Genomic DNA, 13,817 nt, shown 5'->3' with positions numbered 1-13,817 from the left:
GCGCAGGTCGAGGCCGGCGCCGCTCCAGGCGACGCGGCGGGCCACCTCGGGCTTGTCGAGGTCCGCGCCCGCCACGACGAGCGGGACCCCGGCCGCGACGGCGGCCAGCACCCCGCCCCACCCGCCGTTGCTGACCATGACGTCGACCAGGGGCAGCAGCCGGTCGTGCGGCAGGAACGGCGCGCTGCGGACGTGTGGCGCCTCCGGCGTCCCGGCGCCGTCCCGGCCGGTGGTGACGACGACGAGCGCGCCGCTGCCGGCCAGCGCGGCGACGGTGGGCGAGATCAGGTCGCCGGCGTCGACGTGCAGGGTGCCCTGCGAGACGTGCACGACCGGCCGGCCCCCGGCGCGGGCCTCCTGCAGCTCCGGCCACCACGCCGGCAGGTCGGCGTCCGCCGGCGGGGGCGCGAGGCGGCCGACGTAGGAGACCGACGGCGGCAGGTCCGGCCGCGGGTAGTCGAGGCCCGGCACGCCCTGGGCGAGCACCAGCCGCGACGAGAAGAGCCCGTCGAACCCGGACACCGCGGCGCGGCCGAGCCCGACCTGGGCGCGCACGTCGGTGATGATCGGGTCGAGGAGGCGGTGGGTCCCGGCCGCGGCCACGCCCCGGAGGACCGCGTCACGCGCCCGGCCGGCCGCCGTCCGGGCCGGCAGCAGCCGCGTGCCCGGCGGCGGGAGGTGCCGGCTGCCCAGCACCAGCGGCACCACCGCGACGGTGGCGGACGGCAGCCCGAGCAGCTCGGCAGCCAGCGCCCCGCCGACGGACAGCTGGTCGGTCACGACCGCGTCGACGGGCCGGCGCTCGTGCAGCGCCACCAGGTCGCGGGTCTGGCCCACGCCGCTGCGCAGCACGACGTGCTCGCCGTTGGCCCGCCCGGCCCGCGCCCCCTTCCCCGAGCCGACCTGCGGGAAGGTCGCGGCGAGGTCGGCGTCGTCGAAGTCCGGCGCCTGCCGCCACGGCTCCCAGTCGGCACCGAGCGCGGTGAACCGCGGCCCGTACTTCGCGCCGGTGTAGGCGACCACCTCGTGTCCGCGGCGCACCAGCTCGGCGGCCACGCCGGCCATCGGCGCCACGTGCCCGGCGAAGGGCAGCACCGGCAGCAGGACGCGGGCGGTCACGCGTCGCCGGGCAGGTCGGCGGTCAGGATCTCCCGGACGTCGTCGGGCCAGGGGACCGCGCCGCCGCCGGCGGTGGCCACGTAGGTGTTCCGGACGACGCAGCACACCCGCTCGTCCACCCGGACGGTGAACCGCACCGTGACGCTGGTGCGACCCAGCCTCTCGGCCGCGGCGTCCACGGTGACCGTGTCGCCCCAGCGGGCTGGTGAGGACCACTCCAGCGCGCTGGCCTTGACCACCGGGTCGGCCCGCGCGGCGACCTCGTCCCACGGGAGGCCGATCGCCCGCCACCACACCATGGAGGCCTCGTCGGCCCAGACCAGGTAGTGCGCGTTGAAGACGACGCCCTGCTGGTCGCACTCGACGAAGCGGACCGGGGAGCTCCAGGTGACCTGCACGGAGGGCACGCTAGCGGGGGCGCCCGGGAGGGCTACCGTGCTGGCGTGCAGGCCGACGGCTCCCCCGATCCCGTGCTCGCGACCTACCGGCCGCCCTCGCAGCTGGTGCTCGACAAGGAGATCGACCACCTCGACGGCCACTGCCGCGCCTTCGTCGGGCTCGCGCCGTTCGCCGTGCTGTCCACCGCGGACGGCAGCGGCGGGCCGGAGGTGTCCCCGCGCGGCGGCGACCCGGGCTTCGTGAAGGTGCTGGACGAGCACCGGCTGGCGCTGCCCGACCGGCAGGGCAACAACCGGCTCGACAGCCTGCGCAACGTGGCCGCCAACCCGCAGGTGGCGCTGCTGTTCTTCGTGCCGGGCTTCGAGGAGACCCTCAAGGTGTACGGCACCGCGGAGCTGGTGGCGGCCGACGCCCTCGACGTCGACCTGACCGAGTTCGGTCGCGCGCCGCGCTCGGCGCTCGTGGTGACGGTGCAGCGGGCCTACCTGCAGTGCGCCAAGGCGGTCATGCGATCGGGTCTGTGGGACCCGGCCGCGCGGGTGGCGCGGTCCGCCCTCCCGCCGTTCGGCGTCATGATCCGCGACCACTGCCGGCTGGAGTCGCCGCTGCCCGACGACGCGACGATCCGCGCGGAGCTGGCGCTCGAGCTGTAGGAGGACGCCGTCCTGTCCGGGGCCCCTGGCAGCATCCGCCCATGGCGACCGACTTCCAGGTGACGATCGACTGCGCCGACCCGCACGGGCTCGCCGACTGGTGGGCCGAGGCGCTGGGCTGGCAGGTGGAACCCCAGGACGAGGCGTTCATCCGGCGGATGGTCGAGGCCGGGCAGGCCACCGAGGCGGACACGATCGTCCACCGTGGTGTCCTCAAGTGGCGGATCGGTGAGGCCATCACCTCGCCCGACCCCGGCCGGCCGCGGGTGCTGTTCCAGCTCGTGTCCGAGGCCAAGACGGTCAAGAACCGGCTGCACCTCGACGTGCACGTGGGCGCCGAGCGGCGCGAGGCCGAGGTCGCGCGCCTGGCGGCGATGGGTGCCACCGAGCTCTGGCGGGCCGCGCAGGGGCCGTTCGAGTGGGCGACGATGGCCGACCCCGAGGGCAACGAGTTCTGCGTCGCCTGAAGGCCCCTCACCGAGCGAGCGATGGGGCGGGGTGGCCTCGTCCCGCGTCCCGCCGGAGCCTGCGCAGGGTGGGGAGGAGGAGGTCCCTCGTCAGCCGAGTCGGACGTCGCGCGCGAGCCGGCGGTAGGCGATGGTGCGCTCGGCGATGCGGCGGGCGCGACGGCGCCGGGGACCGCGTTCGGTGCCGAGGTAGCGAGCGTCCTCGACGAGCTGGAACGCGGCCAGGACGCTGGCCCGCACCTCGCGCGGACGCGGGCCGGCGGGGATCACGGGCTGGGCCGAGGTCATGGGGAGCCCCCTCTCCCGGAGCGCCGGTGACGACGGGCCCCGTGACGCCATGGTGCCCGCTCCGGACCGTGCGTAACCGGTACCGGCTCGAATTGGTACCGGTGTGACGAACGGGACGGACGAGGCGTTCCGTACCGTGCCGCCATGAGCCGCCAGAGCCGAGTCGTGGACACCCTCGTCCGGCTGGTCCGTGCCGCCGCGCCGGTCCTCCGCCGCACCGCCGAGGCGAGCCGTCCGACCGCCTCCCGGGCCCGCCGGTCCCCCGACCGCCCGGCGGCCGCGGGCATCGACGTCGACCACCGGCCGCGCACCGACGGGCGGCCCGACCCGGGCGAGGTCGTCTGGGCCTGGGTGCCGTACGACGAGGGCGACGGCCGCGGCAAGGACCGCCCCGTGCTCGTGGTCGGCCGGCGTGGCGACGAGCTGGTCGGCCTGGCGCTGAGCAGCAGGGACCACGACCGGGACGCCGCGGACGAGGCCCGCCACGGGCGGACCTGGATGGACGTGGGCACCGGCGGGTGGGACGGCCGCGGCCGCCCGAGTGAGGTCCGGCTGGACCGGCTGGTGGTGCTCGACCCGGCCCGGGTCCGGCGGGAGGGCGCCGCCCTGGACCGGCACGTCTTCGACGAGGTGGTCGCCGCCGCCCGGCGCACCCAGGGCTGGTGACCTCAGGCGGCAGCCGCGGCGAGCCGGCGCTTGGCCAGGGCGATGGGCAGCTGACCCACCAGGGCCGGCAGCACCCAGGCCAGCGGGCTGCCGGTCTGTGCGACGAGCAGGCCGGTGGTGAGGGCGATGTAGGAGCCGCCGAGCAGGTGCGGCTGCAGCACCGGCCAGCGCCGCCAACCGCGCCGGCGGGCCAGCGCGCCGGCGACCGCCAGCCCCTCCGTCAGCAGGCCGAAGGGGACCAGCCAGGCCAGACCCGGCTGCGAGGACGCGAGCCCGGCCCCGGTCGCGGCCACCAGCAGGACGGCGACCTGGTAACCCGCCGCGGCGGACCAGGCGGGCCGGCCGGACAGGCGGGCGGCCAGCCAGAGCGGCCCCAGCAGCAGTCCGGCCGTCCCGGCGCCGACGTGGAGGAGGAGCAGGGTCTCGGGCACGGACCGACCGTGGCAGCGCGGACGGGCCGGCCGGTAGCGCCGACCGTCATCGACCGACGGTGACGGGTGTCAGTCGGCGACGTCGTCGCGGCTGGGCTGCCGCACGGCCGGGCGCAGGTGGTAGACGCCGGTCTGCCCGGGCAGCGGGTGCAGGTCGTAGCGGGAGACGACCTTGGGCCCGTCGTGCAGGTGCACGTGCGTGACCGTGGGCAGCGGGTCGCCGTGGCGGGCGGCGCGGACCTCCACCCGCCCGTCGAGCGGGCCGCCCACGAAGAGCAGGACGGTGTCCTCGGCGTCCTCCGGCCGGGCCTCCCCGGGCGCCTCGACCGCCTCGACGTCGGACAGGTCGGTCTCCCTCCTGGCTGCGCTCACCCGGACGAGAGTAGGCGCCCGGGCGACGGTCTCAGCCCGGCCGGCCCACCAGGTACCGGGCCAGCAGGGGCGCACTGAGCAGCATGACGAACAACCGCAGCACCTGGACGGCGAGGACGAAGGTGGCGTCGGCGCCCGCGCCGGTGGCCGTGGCGAGGACGGCGTAGAGCCCGCCGGGCGTCGTCGCCAGGTAGGCGTCGAGCCGGCCGGCGCCGGTGGCCGCCGCCAGCACCTCGCCCAGGCCGGCGCAGGCGACGATCAGACCGAGGATGATCGCCAGGGCCGGCGGGAGGGCGCGGCCGATGGTGCGCAGGCTGTCGCGGTCGGAGTTCAGGCCCACCTGCAGGCCGATGAGCACGAACGCTGCCGTCTCCAGCAGACCGGGGACGGCCGCGCCGCCCGAGAGCCCGCCGAGGTCGACCACGGCGGCGACCAGCATCGGCCCGAGCAGGGCGGGCACCGGGAGGCGCACGAGCCGGGCCAGGCCGTAGCCGCCCAGCGCGCACCCGGCGGTGAACAACAGGTCGGCGCCCCCACTCGCACCGTCGGCCGCCGGAGCCGCGTCCCCGGAGCCGGGGTCGGCGCCGTAGACCGCCGTCGCCACCACCGGCACCAGCACGACGATCAGCAGCACGCGCAGGTACTGCAGGACGGCGACCATCCGGTCGTCGGCGCCCAGGTCGCGGGCCATCGCCGTGATGCCCGAGGCGCCGCCGGCGACCATGGCGAAGGCGCCGGTGACGGGGGTGATCCCGGGCTGCAGCCGCAGCAGCAGGCCGGCGACGACGGTGAGCAGCAGCGTCGCGACGGTGACCAGGAGCACCGGCAGCCAGTCCTCGCCGAGCGCGGCGAGGGTGTCGAGGTCGACCAGCGCGCCGATCGAGACGCCGACGACGGCCTGCGCCGTGGCGATCGCCGGCCGCGGCACCGGCAGCCGGGTGCGACCGACCAGCCCGCGGACCAGCCCGGCGAGCAGGCCACCGAACAGCGCCGCCGTGGGGACGCCGGCCCGGTCGAGCAGCCAGCTCGCGAGGGCCGCCCCGGCCGCGGCCAGCACGCCGTCGCCGAGCCGGCGGAGGGGGACGCGCGCCACCCTCAGACGCCGGTGATGCGGCGCAGCTCGGCGACGTGTGCGTCGAAGGCGGCCCGGCCGGCCTTCGTCAGGGCCAGGGAGGTGCGCAGCCGGGAGGCGCGGGTGGCCTTGGAGACCCGTACGTAGCCGGCCTCCTCCAGCTGCTTGACGTGCTTGGACAGCACCGAGTCGCTGACCCCGACCGCGTCGCGGACGGTGGCGAAGTCCATCGTGTCGACGGCGGCCAGCAGCCCGCAGACCTGCAGCCGCGGCGGCGGGTGGATGACCGCGTCGAAGTGCGGCGCGACCGCGGTCACGGCTGCCCGCGCAGCTCGGCGACGTGGATCCGCGTCCACCACCGGCTGATCAGGGCCAGGCCGACGCCGATCACCGCGCCGCCCACCGCCATCGCGCCGCGGACGTCGAGCAGGTACTCGGCGGTCGCGGCGGCACCCAGCACGACGGCGTACAGGACGAGCCAGACGTGGATCGCCCGCCGTGTGGGTCCCGCCCGGAACCCGTTGACCCACAGACCGGTCAGCCGCGTGTACAGCGCGACGAGCCCCCGCATGCCCAGCAGGAAGAGGACGAGCGCGCCGAGGGTGACCCACGTGCTGCGCAGCGAGTAGCTGGCGAGGAAGCCCGCGATGAGCAGACCGAGCAGGGCGTCGTACCACCAGGGCTGCACGACCCGCTCGGCCACGGCGGTCCGGTCGGCCTGCAGGGCGGCCAGCTGCTCCTCGGCCGTCGTCCGGTCCGGCATCCCGTCACTCTCCACGTCCACACCTCTCCATCGCGTCGGGTCCATCGCGTCGGGTCCATCGCGTCGGGGAACCGGTTCGCGGTCACCGCTCGCCGCGCAGCTCGGCGACGTAGACCCGCATCCACCAGCGGTTGAACGCCGCGAGGGTCACGCCGAGCACGACGCCGCCGACCGCCATCGCTCCCCGCAGACCCAGCTCGTTCTCGGCGGTGAACGCGGCCGCGTAGACGACGAGCACCCACGCGACCCACGCCCACATCCCCCGCCGGGTCCGGCCACGGCGCCATCCGTCGACCCACACACCGGTGGCCCGCCGGAACAGGACGTAGACGACGCGGACACCCAGCAGGGCCAGGACCACCGCGCCGGCGCGCACCCAGTCGTTCTGCAGGGACTGGGAGCCGATCACGAGGAACACCCACAGGCCGAGCCCCACGTCCCACGGCCACCACGAGCCGGAGTGCTCGAGACGGTCGGCCAGCGCGGCCCGGTCGGCCCGGAGGGTGGCCAGCTGCGCCGCGGCCGTCGTCCGGTCCGTCGTGTCGTCGCTTTCCATGTCGGAAAGCATGGCCGGTCGCTTTCCGATCCGTCAAGTGACGGGCCGGGGTGTCACCCGGCGGGACGGGCGTGGTCGAATGGCGCCGCCACAGCGACGGCAGTGGAGGAAGCCCGGTGCGACTCCGGCGCGGTCCCGCCACTGTGACCCGGTCTCGCGCCGGGGAGTCAGGAACTCCCGCCGTCGCCTCCTGCCACCTCCGGGCGTGGACACCCGGGGAGAGGACACCTGCCGTGCGCGGTCGACCCGCATGACCTATCCGTTCGGGGCCGTCGTCGGCATGGACGACATGCGCCTGGCGCTGCTGCTCAACGCGGTCTCACCGGCCATCGGCGGGGTACTGGTGCGCGGGGAGAAGGGCACGGCCAAGTCGACGACGGTGCGCGCGCTGGCCGCCGTCCTCCCGCCGGTGGACGTCGTCCCCGGCTGCCGCTTCGCCTGCGACCCCGCCGCGCCCGACCCGGCCTGCCCCGACGGGCCGCACGAGCGGGGCGTCCCCGGGCAGACCCGTCCCGCCCGGCTGGTCGAGCTGCCGGTCGGCGCCTCCGAGGACCGCGTCGTCGGCTCGCTGGACCTCGAGCGGGCGCTCACCGAGGGCGTGAAGGCCTTCGAGCCCGGGCTGCTGGCGGCGGCCCACCGCGGCGTCCTCTACGTCGACGAGGTCAACCTGCTGCACGACCACCTCGTCGACCTGCTGCTCGACGCCGCCGCGCTGGGTACCGCCTACGTGGAGCGCGAGGGCGTCTCGGTGCGGCACGCCGCGCGCTTCCTGCTGGTCGGCACGATGAACCCCGAGGAGGGCGAGCTGCGCCCGCAGCTGCTCGACCGGTTCGGACTCACCGTCGAGGTGGCCGCGCCGCGTGACCCGGCCGAGCGCGCCGAGGTCGTCCGCCGGCGGTTCGCGTACGACGCCGACCCGGCCGGGTTCGCCGCGTCCTGGGCCGGCGAGGAGTCCGCGCTGGCCGCCGGCATCGCGGCCGCCCGGGCCCGCCTGCCGCAGGTCGCCCTCTCCGACGACGCGCTGCGCCAGGTGACCGCCGTGTGCGCCGCCTTCGACGTCGACGGGCTGCGCGCCGACCTGGTCACCGCCCGCACCGCGATGGCGCACGCCGCCTGGTCCGGCCGCGACGAGGTCACCGAGGACGACGTCCGCGTGGCCGCCCGTCTCGCGCTCCCCCACCGCCGCCGGCGCAACCCCTTCGACGCCCCGGGTCTCGACGACGACACCCTCGAGCAGGCGCTGAGCGACTCCCGGCCCGACGACGACCCGCCCGAGGGTCCCGGCGACGGCGGCACTCCCCCGCCTCCCCCGGGCAGCGGCGACGGCTCCGGTGACGACCACCCGCGCGCGGACGGCGACCCGCCTGCACCCGAGGACGCCCGACACCACGACGAGGGCACCCAGGGAGACGGGGGCACCCGGGAAGCGGACGGCGGGAGCGGGCAGGCGCGGGAGAAGGCCGCCGTCGCGCCGTCCGACCCGTTCCGCGCCCGGCGGCTCGAGGTGCCCGGCATCGGCGCCGGCGCGGCCGGGCGCCGGTCGCGGGCGCGCAGCGAGCGCGGCCGGGTCGTGGGCTCGGTCCGCCCGTCGGGACCGGTGACCCGGCTGCACCTGGTCGACACCGTGCTGGCCGCCGCGCCCCACCAGGTCGCCCGCGGCCGCACCGGCCCCGGCCTGCGCGTCGCCCGGGAGGACCTGCGCCAGGCCACGCTCGAGGGCCGCGAGGGCAACCTCGTCCTGTTCGTCGTCGACGCCAGCGGGTCGATGGGCTCGCGGCAGCGGATGGGCGCGGTCAAGGGCGCCGTCCTCTCCCTCCTGCTCGACGCCTACCAGCGCCGCGACAAGGTCGGCCTGGTCACCTTCCGCGGCGGCGAGGCCGAGCTGGCGCTGCCGCCCACCTGGTCGGTCGAGGCCGCCGCGGCCCGGCTGCGCACGCTGCCCACCGGCGGGCGCACGCCACTGGCCGCGGGCCTGCAGCGCGCCACCGAGGTGCTGCGCGTCGAGCGGGTGCGCGACCCACAGCGACGGCCGCTGCTCGTCGTCGTCACCGACGGCCGGGCCACCGGAGCGCGGGGCAGCGACGCGCTCGGCGCGGCGCACACGGCGGCCCGGCGGCTGGCCGAGGCCGGGACGGCGGGCGTCGTCGTCGACTGCGAGTCCGGGCCGGTGCGGCTCGGGCTGGCCGGCGTCCTCGGTCTGCACCTGGGCGCGCAGACCCTGCGACTGGAGGAGCTGGCCGCGGACGCGCTGGCCGCCACCGTCCGCAGCGCGCGAGAGGCGGCCTGAGGTGCCCCAGGGACAGGTCGCGGTCACCCCACAGGACGGGCTGACGACGCGGCAGCGCCGCAACCGCCCGCTGCTCGCCGTCCACACCGGCGAGATGAAGGGCAAGTCCACCGCCGCGTTCGGCATGGCGATGCGGGCGTGGAACCAGGGCTGGTCGGTCGCGGTCTACCAGTTCGTCAAGAGCGCGAAGTGGAAGGTGGGCGAGGAGAACGCGCTGACCGCGCTGGGGCGGCTGCACGAGCAGACCGGCGAGGGCGGCCCGGTCGTCTGGCACAAGATGGGCTCGGGCTGGAGCTGGTCGCGCCGCCAGGGCACCGAGGTCGACCACGCCGCCGACGCCGCCGAGGGCTGGGCGCAGATCACGCGCGACCTCGCCGCCGAGGCGCACCGCTTCTACGTGCTCGACGAGTTCACCTACCCGCTGAAGTGGGGCTGGGTGGACGTCGACGACGTGGTGACGACGCTGCGCGAGCGGCCCGGCAACCAGCACGTGGTCATCACCGGCCGCGACGCACCGCCGGCGCTGGTCGAGGCCGCCGACCTCGTCGTCGAGATGACCAAGGTCAAGCACCCCATGGACGCCGGCCAGAAGGGCCAGCGGGGGATCGAGTGGTGAGCGGCGGGGTGGGCGGGTGAGCAGCGCAGTCCCGCGCGTGGTGGTCGCAGCCCCGTCGAGCAACGCGGGCAAGACGTCGGTCGCCACCGGGCTGGTCGCCGCGCTGTCCGCCCGCGGGCTGGCCGTCTCCCCGCACAAGGTCGGCCCCGACTACATCGACCCCGGCTACACGGGCCTCGCCGCCGGACGCCCCGGTCACAACCTCGACCCGGTGCTGGCCGGTGAGGAGCGGATCGTCCCGCTGTTCCTGCACGGCGCGCGGGGTGCCGACGTCGCCGTCGTCGAGGGCGTCATGGGGCTGTTCGACGGCGCCACCTCCCCCGACGTCGCGCCCGGCTTCGCCTCGACGGCGCACGTCGCCCGGCTGCTGCGCGCACCCGTGGTCCTCGTCGTCGACGCGAGTGCGCAGGCGCAGAGCGTCGCCGCGCTGGTGCACGGGTTCGCCACCTTCGACCCCACCGTGCGACTGGGCGGCGTGGTGCTCAACCGGGTCGGCAGCGACCGGCACGAGCAGATCCTGCGCGAGGCGCTGGGCGCGTCCGGCGTGCCCGTGCTCGGCGCGGTCCGCCGTCTCCCGGAGCTGGGCACGCCGTCGCGGCACCTGGGCCTGGTGCCCGCCGCGGAGCGGTCGGCCGAGGCGCTGGCCACGGTCGCGCGGCTGGGCGAGGTGGTGGCCGGCAGCGTCGACCTGGACGCCGTCCTGCGGCTGGCCCGCACCGCACCCGACCTCGACGTCGCCGCCTGGGACCCGGCCGCCGAGGTCACCGTCGTCCCCGGCCGGCCGCGGATCGCCGTCGCCGGCGGCCCGGCGTTCACCTTCGGCTACGCGGAGAACGCCGAGCTGCTGGCCGCGGCCGGCGCCGAGGTGGTCACCGTCGACCCGCTGCGCGACGAGGCGCTCCCCGAGGGCACCACCGGGCTGGTGGTCGGCGGTGGCTTCCCCGAGGTCTACGCCGAGCAGCTGTCGGCCAACGAGGGCCTGCGGGCCGACGTCGCCGCGCTGGCCGCCCGCGGCGGGCCGGTCGCGGCCGAGTGCGCCGGGCTGCTCTACCTCGCCCGGGAGCTCGACGGGCACCCGATGTGCGGCGTCCTCGACGTGGCGACGGCGATGTCACCGCGGCTGACGCTCGGCTACCGGGCCGCGGTCGCCGTCTCCGACAGCGTGCTGGCCGCGGCCGGCACCCGGGTGCGCGGCCACGAGTTCCACCGCACGCACGCCCTCCCCGAGGCCGGCGCGACGCCGGCCTGGCAGTGGTCGGCGGCCGGCGCGGAGGGGTTCGTCTCGGGCTCCGTGCACGCCTCCTACCTGCACCTGCACTGGGCCGGCAGCCCGGCGCTGCCGCAGCGGTTCGTCGCCTCCTGTGCAGCGCGCGTCCGTCCCGACCGATCGGAGCAGCATGCACATCGCTGAGGGCTTCCTGCCGGTGCCGCACGCGATCGGCTGGGTCGTCGCCGCTGCCCCGTTCGTCGTGCACGGCGCCCGCGCGGTGGCGACGGAGGTGCGCGAGCGCCCCGAGTCGACGCTGCTCCTCGGCGCGGCCGGCGCCTTCACCTTCGTGCTCAGCGCGATCAAGCTGCCCTCGCTCTTCGGCAGCTCCAGCCACCCGACCGGCACCGGCGCCGGCGCGGTGCTGTTCCGCCCACCGGTGATGGCCCTGCTCGGCACGGTGGTCCTGCTGTTCCAGGCGCTGCTGCTGGCCCACGGCGGGCTCAGCACGCTCGGCGCCAACGCGTTCGCCTTCGCCGTCGTCGGCCCGTGGGCCGGCTACGGCGCCTACCGGCTGACCCGCGCGCTGGGCGCCGGGCTGCTGCCCGGCGTCTTCGTCGCCCTCGCCCTGGCCGACCTCGCCACGTACGGAACGACGTCGCTGCAGCTGGCCCTGGCCTTCCCCGACCCGGCCAGTGGGCTGGCCGGCGCGGCGGTCAAGTTCCTCGGCGTCTTCGCCGTCACCCAGGTGCCGCTGGCGATCGGCGAGGGCCTGCTCGGTGTCCTGCTGTTCCGGGTGCTGACCGTCAACGCCCGGCCCGAGCTCGAGCGGCTCGGCGTGCTGCCGCCGGAGCCCACGCCCACGGAGGAGCGCGCGTGACCCGCCGCCGGCTGGTCACCGCGCTGCTCGTCCTCGCCGTGCTCGCGCTGTTCGCCCTCCCGCTGCTGCTCGACGGCGGCGCCGAGTACGCCGGCACCGACGGCCAGGCCACCGCGGTGATCGAGGAGTCGGGCTACCGGCCGTGGGTCGAGTCGGTGTTCTCGCCGTCGTCGGCCGAGGTCGAGTCGGGCCTGTTCGCGCTGCAGGCCGCCCTCGGCGGAGGCGTGCTCGGCTACGTGCTCGGCCGGCTGCGCGGCCGCCGCCAGGCCGCCCGCCCCGCCCGGTCCGAGCAGCTGCCCGCGGACGACACGTGATCGAGCTCGCGAGGTCACACGAGGACACGGCACCGGCCGGTACGGGCTCGACGAGCGCCAGCGAGGAGTGCCCGTGACCGGACTGGCGGTGGACGACGCGGCCTGGGCCAGCGCCTGGCGCACCCGCTCCCCCGTCGACAAGCTGCTGCTCTGCGGCGGCCTCGTGGTGTGCGCGCTGGTCCTGCCCGCGTGGCCGGGCAGCGTGCTGGTGGCCGTCACCGCCGTCGTCCTCGCGCTCGGCCCGGCGCGTGTGCCGGCTCGCACCTTCGGGCGCGCGGTGCGCTGGCCGCTGACCTTCGTGGTCGTGGGCGCGCTGACCGCCGTCGTCTCGGTCGACGGCGGCGGGCTCGGCTGGGCGCCGGACGCCGCCGCCCGCGCCGGCTCGCTGGTCGGGCACTCGGTCGCCGGCGGTGCGGCGGTGCTGCTGCTGGCCACCACCACGCCGGTGTCGGACCTGCTGCCCGCCCTGCACCGGCTGCGCGTCCCGGCCGCCGTCGTCGAGGTGGCCGGCGTGACCTACCGGTTGCTGTTCGTGCTGCTGGAGAGCCTGTCCACCATCCGCGAGGCGCAGGCCAACCGCATGGGCTACTCGTCGCTGCGCCGCTCCTACCGCTCGTCGGGTGTGCTGGCCGCCGCGGTGCTCACCCGCTCCTGGGACCGGGCCCGCCGGATGCAGGAGGGCCTGGCCGGCCGCGGCATGGAGACCGGCCTGCGGGTGCTGCCCGAGGCCCTGCCCTCGTCGCGGGGCTTCCTCGCCGCCACCGCCGCCGGCCTGGCCGCGATCGCCGCCGCCGGGGTCCTCGCCGCATGAGTCACCGGACGCTGACCGCCGAGGGCCTGGTCGTCGGCTACGAGCGCGGCCGCCGCGTGCTCGACGGCGCCTCGCTCACCGTCCCGGCCGGACGCCGCCTGGCGGTCCTCGGCGCCAACGGCTCGGGCAAGACCACCCTGCTGCGCTGCCTGTCCGGCGCCCTGCGCCCCGACGCCGGCGGCGTCGCCGTCGACGGCGCGCTGCTGCGGCACACCCGCGGCGGCCTGCGCGCCCACCGGCAGGAGGTCCAGCTCGTCCTGCAGGACCCCGACGACCAGCTGTTCAGCGCCTCGGTGGCCCAGGACGTCTCCTTCGGCCCGCTCAACCTGGGCCTGCCCGAGGAGCAGGTGCGCGAGCGGGTGGCCGAGGCGCTGCGCCTGCTCGCCGTCGACGGCCTGGCCGGCCGGCCCACCCACCAGCTGTCCTACGGCGAGCGCAAGCGGGTGGCGATCGCCGGGGCGGTGGCCATGCGCCCGTGCGTGCTGCTGCTCGACGAGCCCACCGCCGGCCTCGACCCCTCCGCCGTCACCGAGGCGCTGGCCGCGCTGGCCCGGCTGCAGGAGTCCGGCTCGACGGTCGTCATGAGCACCCACGACGTCGACCTGGCGCTGCGCTGGGCCGACGAGGTGGCCGTCGTCGTCGGCCGGCGGGTGGTGCAGGGCCGGCCCGAGGTGGTCCTGGCCGACGACGACCTGCTCGCCGGCGCCCGCCTCGACCGGCCGTGGGCGCTCACCGTCGGCGCCCGCCTGCGCGAGCTCGGCCTGCTGCCCGACGGCGCCCTCCCCCGCGACGCCGCCGCCCTCCTGGCCGCGCTGCCCGAGCGGCCGGGCGTGCCCACGTGAGGGTCACCGTCGGCGTCGGCGCGGTGTCGGGGGTGCGCGCCGAGGAGGTGCTCGCCGCCGTCGACGCCGTCCTG

19 protein-coding genes and 1 riboswitch are annotated in these 13,817 nt (G+C 76.8%); of the genes, 10 read left to right on the top strand and 9 right to left on the bottom strand.

The genetic code is table 11. The features are described from left to right. Positions 1 to 1,119: glycosyltransferase (locus ABQ292_RS23750; protein ID WP_369210179.1), on the bottom strand; the 1,119-nt coding region annotated here is incomplete at its 3' end. Next, positions 1,116 to 1,517 carry an acyl-CoA thioesterase gene (locus ABQ292_RS23745; protein WP_369210178.1) on the bottom strand — a complete coding sequence of 134 codons (402 nt, stop codon included), beginning with the start codon at positions 1,515 to 1,517 and terminating at the stop codon, positions 1,116 to 1,118. The genes ABQ292_RS23750 and ABQ292_RS23745, both read right to left, overlap by 4 nt. A gap of 45 nt (positions 1,518 to 1,562) precedes the next feature. On the opposite strand from ABQ292_RS23745, the gene ABQ292_RS23740 reads away from it, so the two are divergent. Further along, positions 1,563 to 2,171, top strand: coding sequence for an MSMEG_1061 family FMN-dependent PPOX-type flavoprotein (locus ABQ292_RS23740; RefSeq protein WP_369210177.1), 609 nt, complete (start codon positions 1,563 to 1,565; stop codon positions 2,169 to 2,171). 41 nt (positions 2,172 to 2,212) lie between these two features. After that, positions 2,213 to 2,638: a VOC family protein gene (locus ABQ292_RS23735; protein ID WP_369210176.1), complete on the top strand. Its 426-nt coding sequence runs from the start codon at positions 2,213 to 2,215 to the stop codon at positions 2,636 to 2,638. A 90-nt stretch (positions 2,639 to 2,728) separates the two neighbouring features. Here ABQ292_RS23735 and ABQ292_RS23730 read toward each other — a convergent pair whose 3' ends face one another. Beyond that, entirely contained in the window at positions 2,729 to 2,926 is a 198-nt protein-coding gene (locus ABQ292_RS23730; RefSeq protein ID WP_369210175.1) for a hypothetical protein, read from the bottom strand. 144 nt (positions 2,927 to 3,070) lie between these two features. Here ABQ292_RS23730 and ABQ292_RS23725 point away from each other — a divergent pair, with 144 nt between their 5' ends. Next, a complete protein-coding gene (locus ABQ292_RS23725) occupies positions 3,071 to 3,592 on the top strand; it encodes a type II toxin-antitoxin system PemK/MazF family toxin (protein ID WP_369210174.1) in 522 nt (173 codons plus the stop codon). A gap of 2 nt (positions 3,593 to 3,594) precedes the next feature. Here ABQ292_RS23725 and ABQ292_RS23720 read toward each other — a convergent pair whose 3' ends face one another. The 6 genes from ABQ292_RS23720 to ABQ292_RS23695 all read right to left on the bottom strand — a co-directional run bounded on the left by ABQ292_RS23720 (position 3,595) and on the right by ABQ292_RS23695 (position 6,786). Next, on the bottom strand, positions 3,595 to 4,023 hold the full coding sequence (locus ABQ292_RS23720) for a hypothetical protein (protein ID WP_369210173.1): 429 nt from the start codon (positions 4,021 to 4,023) through the stop codon (positions 3,595 to 3,597). A 69-nt stretch (positions 4,024 to 4,092) separates the two neighbouring features. Continuing rightward, complete coding sequence (locus ABQ292_RS23715; RefSeq protein ID WP_369210172.1) at positions 4,093 to 4,395, bottom strand: DUF8847 domain-containing protein; 303 nt, start codon at positions 4,393 to 4,395, stop codon at positions 4,093 to 4,095. A 31-nt stretch (positions 4,396 to 4,426) separates the two neighbouring features. Next, a complete protein-coding gene (locus ABQ292_RS23710) occupies positions 4,427 to 5,488 on the bottom strand; it encodes an AbrB family transcriptional regulator (protein ID WP_369210171.1) in 1,062 nt (353 codons plus the stop codon). 2 nt (positions 5,489 to 5,490) lie between these two features. Then, positions 5,491 to 5,784 (bottom strand): transcriptional regulator, encoded by a 294-nt coding sequence (locus ABQ292_RS23705; protein WP_369210170.1) that lies wholly within the window; start codon positions 5,782 to 5,784, stop codon positions 5,491 to 5,493. Then, entirely contained in the window at positions 5,781 to 6,245 is a 465-nt protein-coding gene (locus ABQ292_RS23700) for a hypothetical protein (protein WP_369210169.1), read from the bottom strand. Before ABQ292_RS23700 ends, ABQ292_RS23705 begins: the two co-directional genes overlap by 4 nt. 67 nt (positions 6,246 to 6,312) lie before the next feature. Next, positions 6,313 to 6,786, bottom strand: a complete 474-nt coding sequence (locus ABQ292_RS23695) for a hypothetical protein (RefSeq protein WP_369210168.1) — start codon at positions 6,784 to 6,786, stop codon at positions 6,313 to 6,315. 105 nt (positions 6,787 to 6,891) lie between these two features. Continuing rightward, a riboswitch (cobalamin riboswitch) is annotated at positions 6,892 to 6,963 on the top strand. 73 nt (positions 6,964 to 7,036) lie between these two features. Between ABQ292_RS23695 and ABQ292_RS23690 the strand changes: the two genes are divergently transcribed. The 7 genes from ABQ292_RS23690 to ABQ292_RS23660 all read left to right on the top strand — a co-directional run bounded on the left by ABQ292_RS23690 (position 7,037) and on the right by ABQ292_RS23660 (position 13,743). Next, positions 7,037 to 9,073, top strand: coding sequence for a putative cobaltochelatase (locus tag ABQ292_RS23690; protein WP_369210167.1), 2,037 nt, complete (start codon positions 7,037 to 7,039; stop codon positions 9,071 to 9,073). Position 9,074: 1 nt separating this feature from the next. Then, complete coding sequence (cobO, locus tag ABQ292_RS23685; RefSeq protein ID WP_369210166.1) at positions 9,075 to 9,689, top strand: cob(I)yrinic acid a,c-diamide adenosyltransferase; 615 nt, start codon at positions 9,075 to 9,077, stop codon at positions 9,687 to 9,689. Between the two features lie 16 nt (positions 9,690 to 9,705). Next, positions 9,706 to 11,100 carry a cobyrinic acid a,c-diamide synthase CobB gene (locus ABQ292_RS23680; RefSeq protein WP_369210165.1) on the top strand — a complete coding sequence of 465 codons (1,395 nt, stop codon included), beginning with the start codon at positions 9,706 to 9,708 and terminating at the stop codon, positions 11,098 to 11,100. After that, complete coding sequence (locus ABQ292_RS23675; protein ID WP_369210164.1) at positions 11,087 to 11,776, top strand: energy-coupling factor ABC transporter permease; 690 nt, start codon at positions 11,087 to 11,089, stop codon at positions 11,774 to 11,776. Before ABQ292_RS23680 ends, ABQ292_RS23675 begins: the two co-directional genes overlap by 14 nt. Then, entirely contained in the window at positions 11,773 to 12,090 is a 318-nt protein-coding gene (locus ABQ292_RS23670; RefSeq protein WP_369210163.1) for an energy-coupling factor ABC transporter substrate-binding protein, read from the top strand. Before ABQ292_RS23675 ends, ABQ292_RS23670 begins: the two co-directional genes overlap by 4 nt. A 73-nt stretch (positions 12,091 to 12,163) precedes the next feature. Next, positions 12,164 to 12,901: a cobalt ECF transporter T component CbiQ gene (gene cbiQ, locus ABQ292_RS23665; protein WP_369210162.1), complete on the top strand. Its 738-nt coding sequence runs from the start codon at positions 12,164 to 12,166 to the stop codon at positions 12,899 to 12,901. After that, complete coding sequence (locus ABQ292_RS23660) at positions 12,898 to 13,743, top strand: energy-coupling factor ABC transporter ATP-binding protein (protein WP_369210161.1); 846 nt, start codon at positions 12,898 to 12,900, stop codon at positions 13,741 to 13,743. The genes cbiQ and ABQ292_RS23660 overlap by 4 nt, the downstream gene beginning before the upstream one ends. Positions 13,744 to 13,817 lie beyond the last annotated feature (74 nt).

The sequence above is a fragment of the Geodermatophilus maliterrae genome (assembly GCF_041018925.1).
In the GTDB taxonomy this organism is placed as follows: Bacteria; Actinomycetota; Actinomycetes; order Mycobacteriales; family Geodermatophilaceae; genus Geodermatophilus; species Geodermatophilus maliterrae.
This window is presented reverse-complemented; position numbering and strand designations above follow the sequence as displayed.